25 protein-coding genes and 1 pseudogene are annotated in these 25,149 nt (G+C 31.3%); 22 read left to right on the top strand and 4 right to left on the bottom strand.

Features of this window, described 5'->3' with window-relative positions:
* Window positions 1–318 (bottom strand): annotated as a pseudogene (locus tag ACIQ6Z_RS01360) (sodium:solute symporter); the annotation flags it as partial.
* 90 nt (window positions 319–408) lie between these two features.
* Between ACIQ6Z_RS01360 and recR the strand changes: the two are divergent.
* A complete protein-coding gene (gene recR, locus ACIQ6Z_RS01355) occupies window positions 409–1,026 on the top strand; it encodes a recombination mediator RecR (RefSeq protein WP_396209146.1) in 618 nt (205 codons plus the stop codon).
* Between the two features lie 2 nt (window positions 1,027–1,028).
* Here the strand turns inward: recR and ACIQ6Z_RS01350 are convergent, their stop codons facing one another.
* Complete coding sequence (locus ACIQ6Z_RS01350; protein ID WP_396209145.1) at window positions 1,029–1,154, bottom strand: hypothetical protein; 126 nt, start codon at window positions 1,152–1,154, stop codon at window positions 1,029–1,031.
* A gap of 250 nt (window positions 1,155–1,404) precedes the next feature.
* Between ACIQ6Z_RS01350 and ACIQ6Z_RS01345 the strand changes: the two genes are divergently transcribed.
* The 3 genes from ACIQ6Z_RS01345 to ACIQ6Z_RS01335 all read left to right on the top strand — a co-directional run bounded on the left by ACIQ6Z_RS01345 (window position 1,405) and on the right by ACIQ6Z_RS01335 (window position 4,640).
* Window positions 1,405–1,968: a hypothetical protein gene (locus tag ACIQ6Z_RS01345; protein ID WP_396209144.1), complete on the top strand. Its 564-nt coding sequence runs from the start codon at window positions 1,405–1,407 to the stop codon at window positions 1,966–1,968.
* A gap of 234 nt (window positions 1,969–2,202) precedes the next feature.
* A complete protein-coding gene (locus ACIQ6Z_RS01340) occupies window positions 2,203–3,111 on the top strand; it encodes an NAD-dependent epimerase/dehydratase family protein (RefSeq protein WP_396209143.1) in 909 nt (302 codons plus the stop codon).
* Between the two features lie 137 nt (window positions 3,112–3,248).
* A complete protein-coding gene (locus ACIQ6Z_RS01335) occupies window positions 3,249–4,640 on the top strand; it encodes a UDP-glucose 6-dehydrogenase (RefSeq protein ID WP_396209142.1) in 1,392 nt (463 codons plus the stop codon).
* A 49-nt stretch (window positions 4,641–4,689) separates the two neighbouring features.
* Here the strand turns inward: ACIQ6Z_RS01335 and ACIQ6Z_RS01330 are convergent, their stop codons facing one another.
* Entirely contained in the window at window positions 4,690–6,978 is a 2,289-nt protein-coding gene (locus ACIQ6Z_RS01330) for an SLBB domain-containing protein (protein ID WP_396209141.1), read from the bottom strand.
* Window positions 6,979–7,073: 95 nt separating this feature from the next.
* Between ACIQ6Z_RS01330 and ACIQ6Z_RS01325 the strand changes: the two genes are divergently transcribed.
* Window positions 7,074–7,532 (top strand): UpxY family transcription antiterminator, encoded by a 459-nt coding sequence (locus ACIQ6Z_RS01325; RefSeq protein WP_396209140.1) that lies wholly within the window; start codon window positions 7,074–7,076, stop codon window positions 7,530–7,532.
* 3 nt (window positions 7,533–7,535) lie between these two features.
* Here ACIQ6Z_RS01325 and ACIQ6Z_RS01320 read toward each other — a convergent pair whose 3' ends face one another.
* Window positions 7,536–8,471 carry a WYL domain-containing protein gene (locus ACIQ6Z_RS01320; protein WP_396209139.1) on the bottom strand — a complete coding sequence of 312 codons (936 nt, stop codon included), beginning with the start codon at window positions 8,469–8,471 and terminating at the stop codon, window positions 7,536–7,538.
* Between the two features lie 235 nt (window positions 8,472–8,706).
* On the opposite strand from ACIQ6Z_RS01320, the gene ACIQ6Z_RS01315 reads away from it, so the two are divergent.
* From ACIQ6Z_RS01315 to ACIQ6Z_RS01235, 17 genes are all read left to right on the top strand, one after another.
* Window positions 8,707–8,976, top strand: coding sequence for a hypothetical protein (locus ACIQ6Z_RS01315; protein ID WP_396209138.1), 270 nt, complete (start codon window positions 8,707–8,709; stop codon window positions 8,974–8,976).
* 75 nt (window positions 8,977–9,051) lie between these two features.
* Window positions 9,052–9,558, top strand: a complete 507-nt coding sequence (locus ACIQ6Z_RS01310; protein ID WP_396209137.1) for an ArsR family transcriptional regulator — start codon at window positions 9,052–9,054, stop codon at window positions 9,556–9,558.
* Window positions 9,559–9,737: 179 nt separating this feature from the next.
* Complete coding sequence (locus ACIQ6Z_RS01305) at window positions 9,738–11,060, top strand: nucleotide sugar dehydrogenase (RefSeq protein ID WP_396209136.1); 1,323 nt, start codon at window positions 9,738–9,740, stop codon at window positions 11,058–11,060.
* 131 nt (window positions 11,061–11,191) lie between these two features.
* Window positions 11,192–12,256, top strand: a complete 1,065-nt coding sequence (locus ACIQ6Z_RS01300; RefSeq protein ID WP_396209135.1) for a Wzz/FepE/Etk N-terminal domain-containing protein — start codon at window positions 11,192–11,194, stop codon at window positions 12,254–12,256.
* 97 nt (window positions 12,257–12,353) lie between these two features.
* The gene (locus tag ACIQ6Z_RS01295) at window positions 12,354–12,770 is read left to right on the top strand and encodes an adenylyltransferase/cytidyltransferase family protein (protein WP_396209134.1); all 417 of its coding nucleotides are present in this window, start codon (window positions 12,354–12,356) and stop codon (window positions 12,768–12,770) included.
* Between the two features lie 180 nt (window positions 12,771–12,950).
* Entirely contained in the window at window positions 12,951–14,390 is a 1,440-nt protein-coding gene (locus ACIQ6Z_RS01290) for a lipopolysaccharide biosynthesis protein (RefSeq protein WP_396209133.1), read from the top strand.
* Window positions 14,387–15,475: a DegT/DnrJ/EryC1/StrS family aminotransferase gene (locus ACIQ6Z_RS01285; protein WP_396209132.1), complete on the top strand. Its 1,089-nt coding sequence runs from the start codon at window positions 14,387–14,389 to the stop codon at window positions 15,473–15,475. Before ACIQ6Z_RS01290 ends, ACIQ6Z_RS01285 begins: the two co-directional genes overlap by 4 nt.
* A 13-nt stretch (window positions 15,476–15,488) precedes the next feature.
* Entirely contained in the window at window positions 15,489–16,454 is a 966-nt protein-coding gene (locus tag ACIQ6Z_RS01280; protein WP_396209131.1) for a glycosyltransferase family 2 protein, read from the top strand.
* Window positions 16,439–17,260 carry a glycosyltransferase family 2 protein gene (locus ACIQ6Z_RS01275; RefSeq protein ID WP_396209130.1) on the top strand — a complete coding sequence of 274 codons (822 nt, stop codon included), beginning with the start codon at window positions 16,439–16,441 and terminating at the stop codon, window positions 17,258–17,260. Before ACIQ6Z_RS01280 ends, ACIQ6Z_RS01275 begins: the two co-directional genes overlap by 16 nt.
* A 46-nt stretch (window positions 17,261–17,306) precedes the next feature.
* Window positions 17,307–18,158, top strand: coding sequence for a hypothetical protein (locus ACIQ6Z_RS01270; protein ID WP_396209129.1), 852 nt, complete (start codon window positions 17,307–17,309; stop codon window positions 18,156–18,158).
* Window positions 18,155–19,333, top strand: a complete 1,179-nt coding sequence (locus tag ACIQ6Z_RS01265; protein ID WP_396209128.1) for a hypothetical protein — start codon at window positions 18,155–18,157, stop codon at window positions 19,331–19,333. Before ACIQ6Z_RS01270 ends, ACIQ6Z_RS01265 begins: the two co-directional genes overlap by 4 nt.
* Window positions 19,330–20,034 (top strand): glycosyltransferase family 2 protein, encoded by a 705-nt coding sequence (locus tag ACIQ6Z_RS01260; RefSeq protein ID WP_396209127.1) that lies wholly within the window; start codon window positions 19,330–19,332, stop codon window positions 20,032–20,034. Before ACIQ6Z_RS01265 ends, ACIQ6Z_RS01260 begins: the two co-directional genes overlap by 4 nt.
* Window positions 20,031–20,957, top strand: a complete 927-nt coding sequence (locus ACIQ6Z_RS01255) for a glycosyltransferase (protein WP_396209126.1) — start codon at window positions 20,031–20,033, stop codon at window positions 20,955–20,957. Before ACIQ6Z_RS01260 ends, ACIQ6Z_RS01255 begins: the two co-directional genes overlap by 4 nt.
* A gap of 1 nt (window position 20,958) precedes the next feature.
* Window positions 20,959–21,564 carry a sugar transferase gene (locus tag ACIQ6Z_RS01250; protein WP_396209125.1) on the top strand — a complete coding sequence of 202 codons (606 nt, stop codon included), beginning with the start codon at window positions 20,959–20,961 and terminating at the stop codon, window positions 21,562–21,564.
* Window positions 21,565–21,566: 2 nt separating this feature from the next.
* Window positions 21,567–23,084: an amino acid adenylation domain-containing protein gene (locus ACIQ6Z_RS01245; RefSeq protein ID WP_396209124.1), complete on the top strand. Its 1,518-nt coding sequence runs from the start codon at window positions 21,567–21,569 to the stop codon at window positions 23,082–23,084.
* A complete protein-coding gene (locus ACIQ6Z_RS01240) occupies window positions 23,081–24,094 on the top strand; it encodes a GNAT family N-acetyltransferase (RefSeq protein ID WP_396209123.1) in 1,014 nt (337 codons plus the stop codon). Before ACIQ6Z_RS01245 ends, ACIQ6Z_RS01240 begins: the two co-directional genes overlap by 4 nt.
* The gene (locus ACIQ6Z_RS01235) at window positions 24,084–25,148 is read left to right on the top strand and encodes a 3-oxoacyl-ACP synthase III family protein (protein WP_396209122.1); all 1,065 of its coding nucleotides are present in this window, start codon (window positions 24,084–24,086) and stop codon (window positions 25,146–25,148) included. Before ACIQ6Z_RS01240 ends, ACIQ6Z_RS01235 begins: the two co-directional genes overlap by 11 nt.
* The last annotated feature ends 1 nt before the right edge of the window (window position 25,149 follow it).

Genomic DNA, 25,149 nt, shown 5'->3' with positions numbered 1-25,149 from the left:
GATAGAGGTAAGGTTCATGCGATAATATAAGGGCAACAACACTTTGGCAATGATTAAAAAACCTATGGCGTTCCCCAAAACAAATTGGAAGTATTTGAACTGCAAATCAGGATTGCCTACTTCGCCTGGAACCGAAATAAAAGTAACACCCGACAAGGCTGTTCCAATCATTCCAAAGGCCACTAAATACCATTTTGAGTTTTTATTGGCTTTAAAAAAAGCATCATTTCCACTGTCTTTTCTACTCACAAGGTGGGAAATAACAAACAACAAACCAAAGTAAACAACGATTAATAGTAATATGGCAAATGGACTCATTTTTCTGATTATTTTTAGTGGTAGCAATTTACACAAATAATCTTCACATTTTCAAATAATCTAACGCCGAAAATTTGTTACTTTTGTGAAATGGAATTGCCTTCAAAATTAGTAGAGAACGCCGTGAATGAAATGGCACAATTACCGGGAATAGGTAAGCGTACTGCCCTTAGATTGGTATTGCATTTGCTCAAACAGCCGCTCGATCAAACCGAAGCTTTAGCAGATGCTTTGGCAACGATGCGCAAAGACATTCAATTTTGTATGACATGTCACACCATTTCTGATGAAGAAATGTGTGCTATTTGTTCCAATGCGTCTCGTGATGCTTCTATTATCTGTGTGGTAGAGGATGTGCGCGATGTAATGGCCATTGAAAACACCAATATGTTTAAAGGGGTCTACCATGTATTAGGGGGGAAGATTTCTCCAATTGAAGGCATCGGACCTTCGCAATTGAAAATTACTTCATTAGTAGAAAAGGTGAAAGGGGGGAGTGTCTCTGAAATTATTTTTGCCTTGAGTTCAACTATGGAAGGCGATACCACAAATTTTTACATTTACAAACAACTCAAAGACTTTACGATTAAGATGTCAACGATTGCTCGAGGTATTTCTGTTGGCGACGAATTGGAGTACGCTGATGAGATAACCTTAGGTAGAAGTTTACTACACCGCATACCTTTTGAAACGTCTATCAAACAATAATTTTATTCGTTGATTTGACAACCAAAACATTTGCGAGCATCTAAATCAAATTGGTAATCCAATCCCAATTCAAAGGTACCTCCCGATTTTCCGATTTTTAAGTTAATAGCATCGTAAGATAATCCCACTTTATAATTTTCATATTGCAATCCTGTAAAAAAGTTAATTGATATTAATGGTATAAAATTAATGAGTTAATAATTTACAAAAAAAACAAATATCCCTTATACATTCATAACAGATTTCAGTGAAATAGCAAATATTTTTTGATAGGTATTAACTCTTTTTTTTAAATTTTAGTATTATAAATTACAAAAACAGGCTTGTAATTATTTTTTTTTATTAAATTAGCAGCCTAATCACTAAACGAATAGTAAAATGAAAAAAGTAGTAGTCTTAGCATTGCTAATGGTAGCATCAGTTACTTTTGCTCAAGAAACAAAAAAACAATCAAAATGGGTTATAGGTGTAGGTGCAAACTTTATCGACAACACCAATACAATTGATAATAATTTTGTAGACGTTTCCAACTGGAATGCCACGATGGGTGTTTCTAAATTATCCGCACAATATTTTTATAATTCTAAGTTTTCAATATCTTCTGAGTTTTCATTGAATAGACTAAACAAAGATGTGATGCAAAATGGAGAAAGTATTGCCGTAAATATGGCGTATTTTGGTGTAGATTTAAATGCGCGTTACAATGTAGCAAATTGGTTCAAATTGCCAAGTAAATATGCCCTTGAACCAATTGTAGGTGTTGGAGCTTCATGGACCGATGGTACGCCAAATAAAAGCGTAAATACAGGTGTGTCTATAGGGTATCAAATTAATGACATCTACGGAATTAGACTACAAACTTTAGGAAAATTTGCTTCAGAGCAAAATACTGTAGGTAATAATATGATCCAACATTCGATCGAATTGTATTTCAATTTATAATACTTTCTATAAGGCGATCAAATCAGAATAAACCCTGAAAAGTAATATTGCTTTTCAGGGTTTTTTTATGTACTGATGTTTTTGTTTTTTAAATCACACCCTAATATTTTTAATTTTTTACTAATTTAAAATATTGATTTTTAATGCATTAGTATGGTTTAGTGTTTTTATTTTACCACTAAATAATAAATCAACATATATTATTTTGTAATTTAGCGCTCCAAATAAACAATAATGAGCCTAATAGTATTGACAGGAACCACAGGGTATATTGGTCAAAACCTAACTAAATTTTACGATTTCAAATCCAAGAAAAACAAATCGATTTCGTTGCGTTTTCAAAACTGGTACAAAATGATGCCACAAGAAACTGAAACAATTATTCATTTGGCGGCCATCAATCAAAATCCGCAGGATAGTGCTTTTGACGAAGAATATTTTAGAGTTAATACCGAGCTTACGGCAAAGTTGTTTCGGTATTTTATGAGTTCTAAAGCCAAAACATTTATTTTTATTAGTACTACCGCTCTGGCAGATAAGCAACTTACTCATATTACTGAAGCTTCAGCAGTGCAACCTACAGATCCTTTTTTGAAATCAAAATACGATGCCGAGCAATTCATACAAAAACAAGAATTGCCTGCGGGTAAACGCGCCATCATTTTAAGAGTAGCGCCATTGTATGGAAGAGAAACTAAAAGTATATTACACAATACGTTCATACATTGCAAAACATTTCCATGGTTTTATGGTGCCTTAGATGCCAAACATTCTTTTTGTCATATCGATAATTTAACTGAAATCATCTATCGCATCACAGAAAATCCCGAATTTGCCTCGGGAATTTATAATGTTGCAGATGAAGAGCCTATCGATTCCATACAATTTGTAAATTGGATGGCCGAAGTATTAGAAAAAAAAGCAAGCATTTACAAGGTTCCAAGAGGACTGTTGAACCTAATTGCTAAATTGGGGAATGTTTTTCAATGGAGTTTCAATACCCAAAAGCTTTTTGAGAAATCGCAGTCACGCATTGTCAATTGCAATAAAATTAAAGATACCTTACAATTGGAAAAAATGCCAGTAAACACGCAAGCTGCAGTCTTGAAGACCATTGAATATTACAATTCCATAAAAATTTAAAGGATTCTACTTCGGTTCTTTCCATACTTGCAACATATTAATTTTTTAAATTTGAGGCCAAGATAAAATATTGTCTTAAATTTGACAGCTGTAATGGGTAGCATACCGATTGCAGTTGTCAACAATAAATGATAAAAATGACCATAAAAAATATTTGCTGTATTGGAGCAGGATATGTAGGAGGACCTACTATGGCTGTCATCGCACAAAAATGTCCGCACATTAAAGTAACTGTGGTAGATGTAAATGAACACCGCATCAACGCCTGGAACAGTGCTAATGTGGAAGACTTGCCTATTTACGAACCGGGTTTGGCTGAAGTTGTGCAAGAGGCAAGAGGACGAAATTTATTTTTCTCCACCAATGTCGATCAGGCCATTGATGAAGCCGAAATGATCTTTATTTCAGTAAACACACCCACTAAAACCTATGGTGCAGGTAAAGGGATGGCGGCCGATTTGAAATACATTGAATTGTGTGCTCGTCAAATTGCCAAAGTTGCCAAGTCGGATAAAATTGTAGTGGAAAAGTCGACACTTCCCGTACGAACAGCTAGTGCTATCAAAGAAATTTTAACCAATACGGGTAACGGTGTGCGGTACCAAATATTATCCAATCCCGAGTTTTTAGCAGAAGGAACGGCTGTGGCCGATTTGTTTCATCCCGATCGTGTATTGATTGGTGGCGATACTACTTCAGACGGACAAAAAGCTGTACAAGCTTTAGTAGAAATTTATGCCAATTGGGTACCCACAGAAAAGATTTTGACCACTAATTTATGGTCTTCTGAATTGTCTAAACTTACTGCCAACGCCTTTTTGGCCCAACGGGTTTCATCAATCAATGCCTTGAGTGAATTGTGTGAAAAAACGGGTGCCGATGTCAATGAAGTGGCGCAAGCCATTGGATTAGACAGTAGAATTGGACCAAAATTCTTAAAAGCATCGGTAGGTTTTGGAGGTTCTTGTTTTCAAAAAGATATTTTGAACTTGGTCTACATTGCCAAATCTTACGGTTTGGAAGAAGTGGCCAGTTATTGGGAGCAAGTAATTATCATGAACGACCACCAAAAGCGAAGATTTGCTAAAAATATCATTTCGACTTTATACAATACGGTAGCCAGTAAAAAAATTGCTTTTTTGGGTTGGGCTTTCAAAAAAGACACCAACGATACTAGAGAATCTGCAGCCATCTATGTGGCTGATGATTTGTTAAATGAACAAGCAGCAATTGCGGTTTATGATCCGAAAGTGAAAGTGCAGCAAATGTACGCCGATTTGGACTATCTTGAATCCCGTACAGCTGTGGATAATCAAAAACTCCTAACAGCGTATCCAAATCCATATGATGCCTGCCAAGGAGCACATGCAATTGCAGTATTGACCGAATGGGACGAATTCAAGTCCTATGATTGGCAAAAAATTTACGAAGGCATGTTAAAACCCGCCTTTGTTTTTGACGGACGCAATGTCTTAGACCAAAAAGCTTTGGAGCAGATTGGTTTTGTTTATAAAGCGATTGGAAAATAAAACGTGAAGTATAAAAAAAAGTCCCGATGTTTATCGGGACTTTTTTTTGTTATTTGAATACGGCTAAAAGGATACCTGCTAAACTGGCTAGTACACTCGAAATACCTACAATTTCTCCCGTACTTGTTTTTTGCTTTTCTGGTTTCATAGGAACTATGATTTTACTACCCGGTAATACTCTTGGATAATTTCGAATACCAAAAAACGAACCACTAGTACTCGCAGAACCATTGGCATGCACAACATATACTTTTTTCAACCAACCTCTCTCTGTAGTTCCTCCCGAGTTGTTGATGTAATATTTTACGCCCTTCCCTTTTTTATATGGTACTTCGGTAGTAAACATTACACTTCCAGAAATCGTTACGGTATAACTTTTATTAGGAATTTGTATGGCATCTCCCGGTTGTAAGACCAAATTACGGGTACGATTCGGATTTCGGTTGATGGCTTTCCAATCAATAGGAATGTTTAATCCATTTCGAACTACTCTAATGGCTTCTTTGTCGGCTTCGTCCGATAATCCACCCGCTCGGTTTATGAAATCCAACACGCGTTCTTCTTTTTTAACGATGGCATAACCACCAGGATACAATACTTCTCCACTCAAGGTAACCATTTGTGGGGTTTCAAAAGTAACAATGCGACGCACTTCTACCTGATCTTGTGCTTCCATAACAAAGGCAGCTGCGGCTTCAGGGTTTTTGGGGTCAATTGTCAAGTTGAAGGATACAATTTTTTCCTGGTCTTTGGGGTTGTATGTAGTATCTTTTTTATTACGAAATACAGTAACTGTACTGGCTGCTTTGTCTGTAAAATATTCAGATTCTAATAATAAATCATACAATGTCATGCCGGCAACATACCCATAAGTGCCCGGTTTTCTTACTTCACCGTCAATAGATATTTTGTAACTGTCTAGTAGTTCTTGATTGAAAAACACCATCACAATGTCCTCTTTTTGAAGTGTCATATTGGCCGCAGCGTCTCCATTGAGTGCTGCTTGTAAATTGAAACTGATGTATTCTTTGGTCAAATCTTCCTTTTGACGTACTAGCGAAGCTTTGCTTAAAAACACATTTTCAGCTACACCGTCTGCTTTTATTACCAAATCCTTGATGGTCATGGTACCGGATAGCGGCAAACTGTATTCTCCTGGGCGGTACACTGCCCCTTTAATTTGTACTCTATTTTCGTAACGGTCTAATATTTTGTCCACACTTATTAAATCTCCGGATTTGGGAACATAAGCTCCAAAAGTGGTTTCGTTTAAATCGGTAACTTTTAACTCGGTGCTGGTTTTTTGCTTGACTAAAATTCTGTTTTTATAAGCATTTTCGGTAAAGCCCGAAGCATAATTGATGACGTTTTGTAAATTTTCTCCGTTTATCACTTCAAAAATACCAGGGCGTTTGATTTCGCCTTCCAAGGTAATTCTTGCGTCGTAACTTGGGATGCGAATGACATCATTATCGGTTAATGAAACATTGTCGCTTTGATCGCCTTTGGTTAAAAAACGATACAAATCAATGGTACGGATAACTTTATTATTTCGAATCAATTCGATTTTTCGGTAACTTCCTATGTCGCTAGGACCGCCAGCAACATGCAAGGCATTGTAAATCGAACTCATGGCGCTTAGTCTGTAATTGCCAGGTTGTTGTGCCCCAATAATGGTTACTAAAATAGTTCTGTAATTAGAAACACTAACCGACAACTTACTTCCGTTTGAGGCCAATGTACTGTATATTCTTCCGATTTGTTTTTGTAGTTTATTTTTGGCTGCTTCAAAAGCGAGTCCGCTTAAAAATACTTCACCTACATTTGGAATGTTTACGGTTCCGTTTTTTGAAAGGGTTGCCGAACAACCAAATTGTTGCACCCCATATACATTAATATCCAATTGATCCCCAGGGCCTAAAATATAGTTAGGGGGTGTTGGCATATTTTGATTGGGTTCAAACGATAAACTTTTGGAAGTAAACAACTCTGAGCCAAAAACAACGGCATTTTTTGCAGCTAAAACACTTCCTTCTTGGGTAGTTCCAGCTCCTTTTTTTTGTTCTTCCTTAACCTCGGTAGGAACCACTGTATTGGATTGCAAACGAACTTTTAGTTGTGTGAATTCGGAAGCTGACATGCCCTTTGCTAACGCTAAAGGTTCTGCTTGTTCTATGGTCATTTGGTTGGCTTTGAGTTCTTTTCCAATTTGTGCAATTTCTGCCTCTGAAAATTGAGCGGCTCTCACTTGACTTAAATCAGAACCTTTTAAAAATTCTTGTCCAAAAGAAAAAGTGCTAAATACACCTAATAAACAAACAAATAATATACGCTTCATGTGTTGAATGATAATGGTTTTTGTGCTGCAAATATAATAAAAACTTTGTTAGATTGCACGTGTTTATTAGTAGTGAATATTATATATTTGCCTCCATGAATTGGTATGCCATTTACACCAAACCCCGCAACGAAAAAAAAGTAGCCGATAGTTTGAATGCTATGGGTATTGAAGCCTACTGCCCGGTTGTGACCACCCTAAAGCAATGGAGCGATCGCAAGAAAAAAGTAACGGCACCGGTTTTACCTTCTTATGTATTTGTTTGTTTGGATGCCGCCCAGCGCAATATTGTTTTTCAAGTGGCAGGAGTTGTTCGCTATGTGTTTTGGTTGGGGCAACCCGCTATCATCCGTGCGATCGAAATTGAAACGCTAAAAGAATACCTCTCCGAAGACTACACTACTGTAGTACAAACTACATTGCAACGAGGCGACACCTTGGTTGTGCCTGCAGGACCTTTTAAAGGACAGGAAGGGATTGTTAAAAGTACGACCAATTCTAAAATCCAATTGGTTTTGGAATCGTTAGGGATTTTACTGACGTTGGAAAAATAAACGTCACACCCTTTCCGAATTAAAAATATTCCGATAGACCAAAGTTTTCTTTGCGGTATGAACCGCTGTAATTTCTTGAAGTGTTTTTTCAAAATAGCTTTTTAAAGCGGGAGGCTCAATAATTTTAATATTATACATCCATTGCAACAACCATCCCATCAATTCCCGGTTGATGCCGCAGTTTAACAATAGGGTTGTTTTTCCTCTTTTTTTGATGAATTGTTGTGAGGGATGCCAGTTGTGGTTTTGTAAAAATTCGGACACTACATTGGCAACTTCAATTCGAATCGTGTACTGTTCGGAATTGATGTTTTTGGTAATTCCAAAACGAGCATTTAGTTCCAATTGCACCATTTTTTGATAGGATGCAGGTGTGCATTTCAGCGGAAGGGTCTTTAGGTTAACCAACTGCCGAATACTATAAAATACAACCACTTTTTCTTTTGTATTGTATCCCCCAACAAAATAACTGTTTCGATGGGTAATAATGCTCACGGGAATCAATTGAATTTGTTTCGTAGTAAACGAAAAGTTATCGCCCGTTTCGTCATTTTTTAATTTTCCGATTTGAATTACATGCCCCGTTTTTATGGCATCTTTAATCAATTGCAACTGTGTTAAATCAATGTCATTCCATTTTGGAACATAAAAATTGGTTTGTAGGTGGACTGCTTCTGAAAATTCAACTGCTTTATCTAATGGTGTATCTCGATGGATTTGATAATATTTTGTTTTTCCCACATAGTGCGATGCCATTTGTTCTGTGGGTGCTAATAGTAGCATTACCTCGTGTAGATCCCGGTGAATTTGCCGCATACTTTTTTGCAGTCCTTCCTGTTTGTAGTATTGTTGTATTTCTAACAATGTAACGACGTTTTGTTGCAATAATTTATGCAAACCGTGCAATCGAGCGACCTTATTTTTAATTTGTTGTGACATATTTTGTCTTATATGAAGCAAATATACAAAAACTAAAATTTATGTTTTTGATTATTTTTACAATATACTCTGTTGTTTTAGAGTTATTTGAATGTTTTTTATTCAATTATTTAGCCTAACTTTATGGTAGTTTTTGTAAATTGACCCAACTCGAACTTTTCGTGCTTTACAAATTGTGAGTATCTTTGTACGATATTTCGGTATTATTGAATTTTGAGTCCCAATAGAATAACCCATGAATGCACCCGATTTGATACCCATATTTGAATCCATTATTCCAAAAGAGCAATGGGCTTTGCTAAAAAAAGTAAGCCTAAAATTTCACGATGTTGCGTTGTTGAAATGGATCAGTTTTGGCAATAAAAACATCTACCGTCGGTACTATTTAAAAGTAACGTACAAAGATCAATTGGTGAAAAAAATCACCATTTCTAAAACAACAAAAGACCAATTAAAACAAAACATCAAGACCTTCAACTATTTTTTGAAATCGAATAAGCTGTAAAGCCTCATTTTTATTCAAAAAAAGTTTGAAATAAAAATATATTGAGTACTTTTGTTATTCAAAATAATCAAATTTGTGTTAGCCAATCTCATTACTTCAAAAACCCGTTTGCGTTTGCTGGTGAAATTTTTCGTCAATGCAGCCAATGAAGGCTATTTGAGAGGATTAGCTACTGAAATGCACGAAAACACCAATGCGATTCGTAAAGAATTGAATAATTTGGCCGAAGCGGGCTACATCTTACGGGAAGAGCACGAAGCCAAAGTAATTTATCGGGCTAACAAGCAACACCCATTTTTTTCGTTGTTGCAACAAATTGTCCGAAAGCACATTGGGCTGGATGATATAATAGACGCTGTGGTCAGTCGAATCGGCGAAGTAAAACGCGTTTTTTTGATTGGCGATTACGCAAAAGGAATTGATTCAGGTTTGTTAGAAGTAGTGATTGAAGGTGGGGTAATCCACCAACACTATTTGGAGCAATTGAAAGAGAAAATAGAAAATGAAATTCAAAAAACCATCATTTTTCAAGTCACCACACGATTTGAAGGCGATGGTTTGCTGGTTTTTGAACAAGAATAATTAAACCCTAAGGGGGCATGCAACCACCGTAGTTAGTTCGTAAAATGGGACTGACCGGGCGAAGCCGTGGAGTTAATGAGTCTATTAGTCAATTAGACAATAATACTATCTCAATATTCGTTAATCAACATTCGTTATTCAACATTAAAACTAATTAGCTAAATTTTGAACAACGAACAATGAATCTCGAACAACAACACGCTAATAAACTTGAAACCCGAAACTTGAAACAAAATACAAACATCATATTATCTGTAACAGGGCTTGGCTATGTCGGGTTGCCTTTAGCGTTAGAATTTGCAAAGGAATTCAAGGTTATTGGTTTTGACATCAACAAAGAGCGCATCGCATTAATGCAGCAAGGTATTGATCCTTCTAATGAGTTGACTTCAGTGGCATTTGAACATGCCGACATTACGTTTACATCCAACTATGAAGACCTAAGTAATGCCAATTTCCACATTATTGGAGTGCCTACAGACATTGATAAAAATAAAGTGCCCAATTTACAGCCGTTGTTGAGTGCTTCACAAAGCATAGGAAAAATCTTAAAAAAGGGCGATACGGTAGTGTATGAATCTACAGTGTATCCAGGTTGTACCGAAGAGGACTGTGTGCCCGTATTGGAGAAATACAGCGGTTTAACTGCTGGTGTTGATTTTCATTTTGGTTACAGTCCCGAACGAATTGTCCCCGGAGATAAAGTACGAACGGTTCGGAAAATACTAAAAATTGTTTCGGGAAACAGTCCCGAAGCACTTGAAAAGATTGCTAGTGTATATGGTGCTATCATCCAAGCCGGTTTGCACCAAGCTCCGTCCATCAAAGTAGCCGAAGCCGCCAAAGTGATTGAAAACACGCAGCGTGACATTAACATTTCGTTGATGAACGAATTGGCCATCATTTTCGACAAAATGAATATCGATACCCAAGCGGTATTGGAAGCCGCGGGCACCAAATGGAATTTCCACAAGTACCAACCGGGTTTAGTAGGCGGACACTGTATTAGTGTTGACCCATTTTATTTAATGCACAAAGCCAAGAAAATAGGAATTGATCCGCAAGTAATTGCAGCAGGGCGTAGGGTAAACGATTTTATTCCCACGTTTATCGCTAAAAAAGTAGCACAAACACTTATTGAGTTGGGTAAGAATCCAGGAAAGGCACGTGTATTAGTCATGGGTGTTACATTTAAAGAAGAAGTATCCGATATTCGAAATTCGAAAGTTATTGATTTGATCAAAGAGTTGCAAGATTATTCGATTGAAGTAGACGCTATAGACCCTAATGCAAGCCCTGTTGAATTACAACAACATTATGGCGTAGCATTGCAATCTCAGCCCTCGGGCACCTATGATGCTATTGTTTTAGCAGTTGGTCATGCCCAATACCGAAATATGACACCCCTCGAATTCGAAAAATTATCAAATGGTGAAACCCTTCTTTTTGACATCAAAGGCGTAATGAATAAAAAGGAATTTAAAAATTATTGGCGATTGTAGGTTATGTGTCAATTAGCCAATTAGCCGATGAGTCAATTTGAAAATTCGTTATTCAACATTCGTTATTCAACATTAAAAAAAACCAAAATAAATTAAAACCTTGACGCCTTTGCGTCTTAGCGGAAATAGATATGGAAACACCAAACGACGAAATCACCCTTAAAGAACTTTTGCTTAAAGCAAAAGAATGGTACACGTTTTTACTATCCAAGTGGAAAACAATTGTCCTGGCTGGGATTATTGGAGCGCTAGCAGGATTGGGCTATTCTTTTTATAAAAAGCCGGTATACACTGCTACGCTAACCTATGCGCTAGAAGATGGTAAAGCTGCAGGTGGCGGATTGGGCAGTTTGGCCAGTTCATTTGGCTTCGACATTGATGGAGCAGGTGGTAATAGTGGTGCTTTTTCAGGAGCTAACTTAATGGAATTGTTTAAATCGCGCGCTATGGTAGAGCAAACCTTATTAGCACCGGTAACTCAAAACAATAAAACCATTTCCTTGGCTGAAATGTACATACAAGATAAGAAGTGGCGTGAAAAATGGGAAGAAAAACCAGCATTAAAAAATATTACATTTTTACCCAATACGGATAGAACTAAATTCACTAGATCACAAGACAGTATTTTTGGAGTGATATATAACGATTTATCTAAAAACGCATTAACTGTAGAACAAAAAGACAAAAAAGTAGCCATTGGTACGATTACCATGAAAGGTGCCAACGAATACTTTGCCCAACAGTTTAACTTAGCACTAACCAACACGGTAACCGATTTCTACATCGAAACCAAAAGCAAACGCGCGAAAGAAAATATGGACATCTTAGTACGCCAAACGGATTCCATTCGTGGGGAGCTCAATGGCGCTATGACAGGAGTAGCTATAGCCAATGACAATACGTTCGGTCTTAATCCGGCTCTAAATGTAAAACGCTTGCCTTCCGCTAGACGACAAGTGGACGTACAGGCAAATAGTGCAATTTTTAGTGAGTTAATAAAACAAACTGAAATGGCCAAAGTTACCCTTCGTAAAGAAACCCCATTAATACAAGTTATCGACCAACCTATTTTACCTTTGCCTAAAGAACAATTCGGAAAAGCGAAAGGATTTCTATTAGGTGGTATATTAGCCGGTTTTTTAACCCTATTGGGTTTGATCGCAAGAAGAGTTTTTAAGGAAATTGCGGGGAGTTAATTTGAAGATTTGACTCAGGGAACAGCCGAATAGAGCGCAGATAAAATTCATAAGTCATAATTTTTAATTCGTAATCAAAAGTCCCAACACCAAATTCATGAAAAAAGCCATTATTGTATCCGGATATTTCAACCCCATCCACAAAGGACATATTGAATATTTCAATAATGCCAAAGCGTTGGGCGATTGCCTTATTGTAATTGTCAATAACGACAAACAACGTGCTTTAAAAGGCAGTAAAGAATTTCAACAAGAAGACGAACGCGTATTTATTGTGTCAAACATCAAAAGTGTTGACCAAGTGTTTCTCTCTATTGACGAAGACCGAACGGTATGTTCTACCATTCAAAATATACACGAACAATTACATAACGACTACCAACTGGCTTTTGCCAATGGCGGAGACCAAAACAATAATTCCATACCCGAAGCACCCATTTGTGAAACATTAGGTATAACATTATTAGACGGATTGGGGGATAAAATACAATCATCAAGTTGGTTATTGAAATAAAAAAATTAGATAAAATGCTATTTAGTAGCTTTGATTCAATTAGTTTTTCGGCCTATTTTACATTGCATAAAGAATTTTTATAAAAGCAAAAGGAGTTGCATTTGAAGAAATGTTAGCTGGGTTTTTGACTGATTTAAGATTTGTAATTTAAGTTTTTTTAAAAAGAATATAACAAATTAAATGTCTTTAAAAAGAAAAGCATTATCAGGTATTTTTTGGACCTTTGTCCAACAGTTTAGTGTTCAAGGTGTAGGATTTTTAGTTTCCATTATTTTGGCAAGGTTACTAATGCCAAAAGAATTTGGATTAATAGCAATGATAAGTGTATTTATTAGTTTAGGAAATATATTTATAAATAGCGGAATGAGTCAATCTTTAATGAGAACTCAAGATTTAGATGATGATGATTATTCATCAGTTTTTTATTTTAATCTATTTATTAGTATTATAATTTATTTGATTGTTTTTTTCTTAGCTCCCCATATATCTGATTTTTATAAACAAGAAATTTTAACATATATTATAAGAGTTTATAGTATTACTTTTTTTATTAATGCATTGAGTATAATTCAGATAACAAAATTAACTAAGCAATTAAAATTTAAATTGCAAACTTTTATCAGCGTACCTTCAACTCTCTTGAGCAGTTTTATAGGAGTTTATATGGCATACAATGGATATGGAATATGGAGTTTGGTATTTAGTACATTATCACAATCTTTCATTTCTACAATATTGTTGTGGTATTTTGGAAAATGGACACCTTGTTTATCTATAAAATATGAAAAAATTAAAAAGCACTGGAATTTTGGATATAAGTTATTGTTTTCTGGATTATTAGATACTATTTTTAATAATATTTTTTCAATCATAGTAGGTAGATTTTTTGCAATTTCACAAGTTGGATATTATCAAAGAGCAGAAACCTTAAAGCAGTTTCCTGTTTCAAATATAATATTAATTCTAGATAAAGTAACTTATCCACTTTTGGCATCAATACAGGATGAAGATCAACGATTAAAATTAGTTTATAGTAGAATTTTGCAGATGGTTATATTTATTGTAGCCCCAATGTTGATATTTTCAGCAGTATTAGCGGAGCCGATTTTTAGATTTTTATTTACTGATAAATGGCTGCCTGCAGTACCTTATTTTCAAGTTTTATGTGTTAATGGAATTTTATATCCGGTTCATGCTTACAATCTTAATATTTTAAGTGTAAAGGGTAGAAGTGATTTATTTCTTAAATTAGAAATTATTAAAACTATTATACTAACCCTAATTATTATTATCTCTTTACAATGGGGTATATATGGATTGTTATTTGGTGGAATAATATCATCAATTTTAGCTTTCTTTGTAAATACATATTATACTAATAAACTAATAGCTTACAGTGCGATTGACCAAATAAAAGATTTATTTCCAATAATTCTACTAGCTGCTGTAATTGGTTTTATTATTTCGATAATTGATCATAGCCATATTTGGTTTTTAAATCAAGATATTATTAGAATATTATTTGGATTAACCTTTGGAGTTTTAATGTTTTTAATTTTTGCATTTTTACTAAAATTTAAATCATTAAATGAATTCAATCAAATTATTATTAAAAAATGATTAACGTTACTAAAACATTTTTCCCGCCTATAGAGGAATATACATCTCAGTTGAAACGAATTTGGAAGAACCAGTGGTTGACAAATAGAGGAGAACTAGTAGTTGAATTAGAAAATAAACTTAAGCAATACCTATGTGTCCCTAATATTATTTTGATGAATAATGGCACAATACCTATTCAAATTGCTTTAAAGATATTAGGTGATAAGGGAGAAATTATTACCACACCATTTAGCTATGTAGCTACTTCTTCAGCAATTTTATGGGAAAATTGCAGTCCTGTTTTTGTAGATATACATCCTGAATATTTGACTATTGATGAAACAAAAATTGAAGCAGCTATTACGAATAAAACAACATGTATATTAGCAACTCATGTTTATGGTAATCCATGTAACATCGAGGCTATAGAAACTATTGCAAAAAAATATAATATAAAAGTTATTTACGATGCGGCTCATGCATTTGGTGTGACCTACAATGGAGAATCATTGTTTAATTTTGGAGATGTTAGTACTTGTAGTTTTCATGCTACAAAATTATTCCATACAGGTGAAGGCGGCGCTATTTTTTGTCAAAATGAAGAGTTACGACACCAACTTTTTTATAGTCATAATTTTGGACATAATGGACCGATTGATTTTTACGGTCTAGGAATAAATGGAAAAATATCTGAATTACAAGCAGCTATGGGTCTGTCAGTTTTTCCATATATTGATGAAATTATTGCTTCAAGAAGAAATGTGGTTGAATATTATCTACAAAATCTAGATTTTACAAATTTGGTCAATATAAAAATTAGAGAAAATACCAATTGGAATTTTAGTTACTATCCTGTTATTTTTGAATCTGAAGAAGTCGTACTAAAAGTATTAGAAGAATTAAATAAAGAACAAATATTTCCACGACGTTATTTCTATCCATCATTAAACACAATTTCATTCATACAAGAAAAAAACATAAAATCTCAAATGCTAGTATCAGAAGATATTGCTCCAAGAATTTTATGTTTGCCTTTATATAAAGAAATTGACCAAGAAATTTTATTTAAAATTTGTAATATAATCAATACAGTAGTTAAGTAATGAATTTTAAATAATGATTAACAATAGTCAAATATTAGTTTCTGTGAATATGATAACATATTTACATGGGAAATATATTAGAGAAGCCATAGAAGGTGTCCTAATGCAGAATTGTAATTTTAATTTTGAATTAATAATTGCAGATGATTGTTCACCAGATAATACTTCTAAAATTGTCACCGATATAATTAATAGTCATCCCAATGGAAATAAAATTAAATATTTTAGACATGAGAAAAATATTGGAATGCATGCTAATAGTGATTTTGTAATTAATCAGGCAAAAGGTAAATATATTGCAATTTGCGAAGGAGACGATTATTGGATTGATCCTAATAAATTACAAAAACAAGTTGATTTTTTAGAAAACAATCTTGAATATGGTATAGTACACACTAATTTTAAAAATTATTTTCAATCAACAAATCAATTTAAATTTCTATCTAAAAAAAAACATAATATTGAAAATTGTTATAAAGAATTAATTCTTGGAAGGTATCATATTGGAACACTTACTACTTGTTTTAAAAAAGAGCTGTTGATAAATTTTATCAATGAAATTAAGCCATCAAAGCATAATTGGCTTATGGGGGATTTACCAGTTTGGTTATATTTCGCGCAAAATTCTAAATTTCATTATATAGACGAAATAAGTGCTGTTTATAGAATTTTAGAAGAATCCGCTTCACAAACTTTGAATATTGATAAGAAGTTTAAATTTGAGGAAAGTATATATGAAGTTAGAATGTATTTTTGGGAAAGAAGTTTTAAAAATGATTTTTCTTTAAAAAGAGAGATATTAAACTTATTGTTTTATAATAAATTATTAATTAACGTTTATTTAAATGGAAGTATTTTTCAATTTATATGTCTGTTGTTGAATTTTCATATTAGAAATACTAATTTTTTATATTTTATAGGTTCTTTTAAGCAATGTGTTAATAAGTTAAAAAGTTTAAAAAAATGCAAAATCCATTAATTTCCATAATCATACCTTGTTATAACCAAGGTCGATTTCTTAATGATGCATTAGATAGTGTTATTGGACAAGATTATCAAAATTGGGAGTGTATTGTTGTTAATGATGGCTCAATAGATAATACAGAAGAAGTTGCATTATTATATTGTGATAAAGATTCTAGAATCAAATATGTTTATAAAAAAAATGGAGGTCTTAGTTCGGCACGTAATACCGGAATTAATTTAAGTAATGGTAAATATATACTTCCTTTGGATTCCGATGATAAAATTTCTAGTGAATATTGTAAAATAGCAGTACAGGAGCTAGAAAGTAATGATCAAATAAAAATTGTTTATTGTAGGGCTAATTTTTTTGGTGTTAAATCTGGAGAATGGTTGCTTCCAGACTTTTCAATAGAAAAAATATTAGGTCAAAATATAATCTTTTGTAGTGGGTTTTTTAGACGATCGGATTACAATCTTACTTCCGGTTATAATGAAAACATGAAATTTGGATTAGAAGACTGGGATTTTTGGCTATCTTTATTAGAATTAGGTGGTGAAGTATTTAAGATCGATAAAGTGCTTTTTTTTTACAGAATTAGAATTGATTCTATGGCACGATCACTTGACGATGAAAAGAATAGAATCTTAAGAAAACAACTTTGGACGAATCACAAGAAAATTTTTTCTGAAAATTTTCTTGATCCAACTTTAACATTTGAATATTTAAATTATGCTAATTCGTTTGAATATAAAGTGGGTAATTTTGTTGTTAAACCACTAAGAAAAATTATGAGATACATATATAAATTTTTTTCTTAATAGATTAGAATATGTCAATAAAAGTTAAGTTTTAAAGTAAATTTAAATGAATATATCAGACAATATATTTATAGTCATTGTTTTATATAAAACTAATCTTGAAGATTCAAAGACAATACAATCTTTAAATAAATGCCTTTCAAGTAGTATAGATGTATTTGTTTTTGATAATAGTCCAATCCCTCAATATGAAAAAGAAAAATTTATATATGATAAGTTGAATATCACATATTATTATGATATTCTGAATCCAGGTTTAGCAATTGCATATAATAATGCATTGAATCGAGCATTATTTGAAAATAAAAAATGGTTGTTGTTATTGGATCAGGACACTCTTATTTCTCAATTTTATATAGATGAATTGTTTTCTAAAGGGTTTGATAACTTTTCAAATCAAGTTGTTGCAATTATTCCAAAAGTAGTGTCTAGAAATAACAATCTAATATCGCCTGCTAAAATGTTTGTGGGTGGAATATGTCGTCCAATAAATTTAAAAGAAGGAATAGTTAAATTACCAATAACAGCGATAAATTCAGGAACTTTATTGAGAACAGATTATATGAATTCGGTTGATGGATTTAATATTGATTTTTCTTTAGATATGTTAGATCATTGGTATTTTAGAAAAATATATAAAGATGGTAAGTTTGTTTTTTTGATGAAAAGTTCAATAGAACAAGATTTATCTGTGTCAATTAATTTTGAAGATAATGTTTCTTTTGATAGATACAAAAAAATGTTAAATTCAGAATATTTATTCATCAAAGAAGAAGGTTTTCTGGGAGAGGTTGTTTTTAGATTAAGATTGTTTTTTAAAATTATTAAACAAATTAGATTTAATAATGCTGATTATTATAAATATTCTATTAATCGTATTTTTTCAAATTTCAAGTGATTCAGTTAATTAATTTAAAATTTAGTTCGATTTTAAAATTTATTTTTATTCCCTTACTATATGAATTAGTTGTAGGTGGAAGCGGTCATTATTTGGAAATAGGTTCATTAACATTTAGAATGTTTTTATATGTTTTGGCAATATTTTTAGGGGTGTTTTATTTTGGTATAAAAAAAGTGTTAAGAAAAGATTTAGTAATAATACTTTTATCCTTCACTGTTTTATCTTTGCTAAGTATTGGAGTTGGGTATGCAAATAATGCGAATGCCATCGATATTTTAGAAGATATTAAGCCATTGATTTTTTTTTATATTTTGATTTTTTTTTTCTCTGTTATTACTAATATAGATGACATAATGCAGATTAGTAAAATAATAAAGAATGGAGCTTTATTTTTAGCATTATCATATTTTAGTGTTTTAACCTTACTTTTTTTTGGAATTATTGATTTTGTTACATTTTACAATAAACAGAACGCTATAGGAGAAATAATCTTTAGGAATGATTTGTTTTTTTTTTATAAAGGGTTTCTATATTTATGTGTGGGTTATTTTTTTTTCTTATTGTCAAAAGGTTCTTTAAATCAATTTTTAGCCTTACTGATGCTTTTAAGTGTATTGTTAACGTTAACAAGAGGATTTATACTATTTACGCTTCTAATTGCTCTTTTTTACTATGTTTTTATTAATAAAAGTATAATAGTGAAATTAATATTTTTGGGATCAACTTTTATTTCTTCAATTATAGTAGTGCCAATTATTATTGAAACATTAGGAGATAAATCTAATTCAGATATGATTAGATTTATAACTTTTTTTGAGGTTATAGATAGAGTAAATCCGTTGACTTTTATAATTGGAAATGGTTTTGGAATTGGAGTTCCATCAAGACCTATTCATATGGAAGTGTCATTTCTTGAGATTTTTCATAAGCAAGGATTTATAGGTGTTTCTTTCTGGCTATGTCTATTTATTTATATATTCAATCTTTACTTTAAAATTAATAATAAAGACTATAAAAGAATTGCATTGCCTTTTTTATTAAGTGTAATATTTATTATTTTGCAATCATTTACCAATCCCTATATGAATAATCCTATTGGCTTAACAATGATATTAATTAGTTTAGTGGTTTTTTCTAGACTGATAGAGTTTCAAAAAAATATTATCAAATGATATCAGTATGTCTAGCCGTTTATAACGGGGAAAAATATATTAAAGAACAATTAAATTCTATTTTACCTCAGTTAAAGCAAGATGATGAAATTATAATTTCTGATGATGGATCAACAGATAATACAATTAGTATACTTGAGTCATATAATGATTCTAGAATTAAAATATTTAAAAATAATTTCAAAAATGTAGTTAAAAATTTTGAATTTGTTATTAACAATTCAAAAGGAGATTATATTTTTTTATCTGATCAAGATGATATTTGGGAGCCCTCCAAAGTTAAAGAATATATATGTGTGTTTTCAAAAGATGACAAAACGACTTTGGTAATAAGTAATCTTCAGTTGATTGATAAAGATGGTAATACTATTTATAGAGAATTTTATAAAAATAATTTTACTGATAAATTATTAAATAACATTATTCAAAATAATTTTATAGGTTGTTCCATGGCTTTTAGAAAAGAAGCGAAGAATTTTATTTTACCTTTTCCAAAAAAATTGGCAATGCATGATTGGTGGATTGGTGCATGTTCCATTATTTTTGGTAAGGTCGTTTATATTGATAAAAAATTAATATTTTATAGAAGACACGATAATAATGTTACTAAAGAAGGAGGAGCTGATTTACTAAGTAAATTAAAATGGAGAATAAATTTGAGTATTAACTTGGTTTTAAGAATTATTAAAATATATAAATGAATATTTTAGTAGTTCTTGCCTCTTATAATGGAATAAAATACATTAAAGAGCAAATTGATTCTATTTTAACTCAAGAAGGAGTAAATGTTTCAATAAATATTTATGATGATTGTAGCAATGATGGAACATTAGAATTTTTAGTTTCAGAGTATTCATCTAACGCAAATCAAATCCAAATTAAAAAAAACAGTATACCAACTGGTAGCGCAGCAAATAACTTTTTTCAAGCATTAACAAACATTGATGAAAATGAAATTGAAAAATATGATTTCATTGCTTTTGCAGATCAAGATGACATTTGGTTGCCAAACAAACTTTTTGAAGCTGGACAAAAATTGAGAACAGAGAATTCAAATTTGTATTTTTCAAATTTAATACTTTGGAATCAAGAATCGAAAACTAAATCATTAATTAAAAAATCATATCAACAAAAAAAATATGATTACCTGTTTGAAGGAGGTAGTGCAGGATGTACCTATGTTATGACTAAAAAATTAGTCTATTTAGTTAAAGAGTATGTTAACAAAGTAGATTATATAAATTGGAAATTTTTTTCTCATGATTGGTTTGTTTATTTTATTGCTAGAACAAATAATTTAAGAGTATTTATAGACAACAGAGCTTTTATATTATACAGAATACATGATACAAATGTACATGGTCAATTAAATTCTTTCTCATTATATGCAATAAAAGAAAGATTAAAATTAATTATAAATGGTTGGTATTATTTTCAATCTTCAGGCTTTATTAAATTATTGCCAACTCAATCAAAAGAAGCCAAGATTTATAAATTATATACTAAAAATTATTTTACCAGAATATATATAATTTTAAGACATAATTTTTCTTTAATAAGAAGTAATAAAAAAGCAATACAGTTTTTCATTCTTAGCGCATTACCATTAAAAGTATATAAATAAAATGTATAGAACTGTTCTTAAATCATTTATAGATTTTTTCGTTTCATTTATGATTATTATAATTGCATTTCCAATTTTGATAATTGTTACGTTTCTATTATTTATTTCCAACCAAGGCAAACCATTCTTTTTTCAATTACGTCCAGGTAAAAACGAGCAACTATTCAAAATAATAAAGTTCAAAACAATGAATGATAAAAAGGATAGTGATGGAAATTTACTTCCTGATTCAGAACGTTTAACAAAAATTGGTAACTTTGTAAGGAAAACATCAATAGACGAATTACCGCAATTAATCAATGTATTAAAAGGAGAGATGAGTTTGATTGGTCCAAGACCTTTGTTGCCAGAATATTTGCCTTTATACAATGAAACACAAAAAAATAGGCACCAAGTAAAACCAGGAATTACAGGATGGGCACAAGTAAATGGAAGAAATGCAATACGTTGGAAACAAAAATTTGAATATGATGTTTGGTATGTTGAAAATGTATCATTTTTATTAGATTGTAAAATTATATCTTTGACAATAAAAAAAGTGTTTAAACGAGAAGGTATAACTTCAGAAAATTCAGTTTCAGCAGAAGCTTTTAAAGGAAATAATTAATTATGGAGTGTAATTTTATTGAATATTTTGAAAAAACCTTAAATAAGGTTTCAAGTAAAGTAGCTATTGATGATAATCTAAGCACATTAACTTTTAATGAGTTAAATATTAATTCAGACAAAGTTGCTATTTCAATTCTTAATTTTTCGGATGAATATAGAAAACCAATTCCAGTTTACATTCCAAAAAGTAGATGGTCTGTAGTTTCTTTTTTAGGTATTATTAAATCAGGAAATTTTTATGTGCCTTTAGATATTAAATCCCCTGTAGAAAGAACTCTAAAAATATTAGAAGCATTAAAATCTGAGTGTATTATAACTGATAAAGAACATGAAATTAAATTAATTGAAATCGGTTATCAAGGAAGAATAATTACTATTGAGAATGTATTGGATTTATATATTTCTGATTATGAAATAATTAGGCTGTCTAAAATTAAAAATTCCATAATTGACTTAGATCCAATATATTCAATATTTACATCTGGTTCGACAGGAACACCAAAAGGAGTTTTGATTTCTCATAGAGGTGTTATGGATTATATAGAGTGGGCAATACAAACATACAATGTTACAAGTAATGAAATTATAGGAAATCAAGCGCCTTTTTATTTTGACAATTCTACTTTAGATATTTATTTAATGCTTGCTTCTGGGGCAACCCTTAATATTATTCCCGAAGATAAGTTTACTTTTCCAATTAAATTAATTGAATATGTAAATGAAAAAGAAATAAATTTTGTATTCTGGGTGCCTTCAGTTTTAAATAGTGTTTCAAATTTCGATGCTTTCTCATCCATTTTACCTACTAATCTTAATAAAATTTTATTTGCTGGTGAAGCAATGTCTAATAAACATTTAAATTATTGGAGAAATAAATGTCCAAATGCATTATATTCTAATCTTTATGGGCCAACTGAAATCACTGTAGATTGTACTTACTATATTGTAGATAGAAAATTTAATGATGATGAATCTTTGCCCATTGGTAAAGCATGTAAAAATACTCAAATTTTAATTTTATCTGAGAAGGGTAAATTAGTGCAAAGAGGAGAAATAGGAGAATTATGTGTAAGAGGTTCTTCTTTAGCGTTTGGATATTATAATGATTCCGAGAAAACTAAAAGTGCATTTATTCAAAATCCGTTACATAATTTATATCCTGATATTATATATAAAACAGGAGATTTGGTATATGAGAATGAATTAGAAGAGTATATTTTCATGGGTAGAAAAGATTCTCAAATTAAGCATATGGGTTACCGAATTGAATTAGGCGAAATAGAAACGGCAATTCAAGGTGTGCAAGGTGTAAAAAATGCATGTGTATTATATGATGATACTTTGAAACAAATTGTAGGTTTTTATATAGGAGATATTTCAAATATAGAGATTAGAAAAAGCTTAATGAATACATTACCTAAATATATGATTCCAACTAAATGGTTTATTGAACTGGATTTTCCACTTAATGCAAATGGTAAAGTTGATAGGTTAGAATTAAAAAAGAAATTGGAATGATAGAATTATCTTTTCTAAATGAATTATTGCAAGCATCTGTTTTTTCTAATTATTATTCTAATCATACCGAATTATTTGATAATTATGGTAATTGTAAATATGAATTCAGGAAACAGGATGGAGTGATCTGTATATTTAAAGAGACAGGATATTTTTTTAAAAGAATGTTTTTTTTCTTAGATAAAGTAAGGCTTAATGAGGAAGTAAATTTTTTTAAAAAAGAAGATTTATTGGTAAGTGAGTTTGTATATTCAGAGTCTCAAAAAGACCAAGAAAATTTAATTTCTAATTGGTTAATTAAAAATAATAATTTTCACTACAAGACATTTGTGAGAATGTTTAAAACTGTTAGTGAGGATTATAGTGATGTTGATTTTACTAAAGTGCAATTCCCTTCTTTTGATGATATTTATCAAATTAAAAAAAAATTAGAAAATAATTTTGATATTTTATCAGAAAGGATTCCCACTATTGAAGAGTTAATGGAGATTAAAAATAGTACTTATATAATTAAGGAGGATGGCGAGATTGCATCTATATTGATTTCTGAAATAAAAGGTAAAACCAAAGAATTAAGATACTGGTTAGTATTACCTGAATATAGAAAAAAAGGTTATGGTAGTTTATTAATGAAATATTTTTTAAATTCAAATAAAGAAATAGTTAGGTTTACTTTATGGGTGGATATTTTAAATATAAATGCGATAAAAAAATATGAGATTAATGGGTTTATAAAAGATAGGTTAATAAATAAGATATTTATAAATAATAAAATTATGAAAGATAAAATTATAGAAATTTTGAAAGATACAAGACCTGAATTTGAATTCGAGGAAAATGTAAATTTCATTGATGCAGGATATTTAGATTCATTTGATTTAATAACTATTGTTTCAGATATTGAAAGTGCATTTGACACAAAGATTAATGGAGCATTGATTGTTCCAGAAAGTTTTCAAAGTGTTGATTCAATTATGAATTTAGTTCAAGTTTCAAAAAATGCATCTTAAGTTTAAGAATAAAAGAATATCGGGTATTTTATCTGTCTTACCTAGCAATGAAATTCATTTTGTAGATGAGATTTCTAACTATAATTTTTCTGAAAAACAGAGTATTAAATTAGGAAAAATTATGGGATATGGTTCAAGAAGAATAGTAAATTCTGATACTTGTGTTTCGGATTTGTGTACCCATGGATTAAATTACTTATTTGACAATAATTTATTAGAAAAAGATTCGTTTCAAGCATTGGTTTTATGTACACAATCACCAGATCAATTTATTCCTTCTACATCTAGTATTATTGCTGGAAATTTGAAGTTAAATGAAAATGTTATATGTTTGGATATTAACCAAGGGTGTGCTGGTTTTGAGGTTGGTCTTATGCAGGCATTTATGTTATTGGATACTGGGTCGATTGATAAAGTAGTTCTTCTTAACGCTGATGTTTTAAGTAAAAAAGTTTCAATTAAGGATAGAAATAGTAGGCCCTTAGTTGGAGATGGTGCTTCAATTACAATTATTGAAAATTCTATAAATGACGAGATTATAGATGTTTTTATAAAAATGGATGGCTCCGGAGCATTAAGTTTACAAATACCTGCTGGTGGGTTTAAATTACCTTCTAGTGAAGAGACTTCAGTTTTAGTGGAGGATTCAGCCGGCAATTCTAGATCTTTAAATGATTTAGTTATGAAAGGTGATGAAGTATTTAATTTTGTTCAAACTAAAGTACCAGAATTATTAAACGAAATGTTTAATAAATTAAATTTAGATAAAGATTTTTTTGATTATTATTTCTTTCATCAACCAAATAAATTTATGTTAGAAAAATTGGCAGAAAAATTGGATATAGTTTATGAAAAAATGCCTAATAATATTTGTGAAAAGTACGGAAATGGAAGTAATAATACGGTACCTTTAACTATTTGTGAAAATTTAGGAAGTAAATCATTGAATGGAAGTTATGATGTATGCTTAGGAGGTTTTGGTGTTGGCTTGACATGGAGTTTAATTAAATGTAAATTAGAAAATTTACAATTTTGTGATATAATAAATTATTAGA

The sequence above is a fragment of the Flavobacterium sp. genome, assembly GCF_044376915.1.
Lineage (GTDB): Bacteria > Bacteroidota > Bacteroidia > Flavobacteriales > Flavobacteriaceae > Flavobacterium.
The sequence above is the reverse complement of the archived record's forward strand: the minus strand, read 5'-3'. Positions and strand labels throughout refer to the sequence as shown.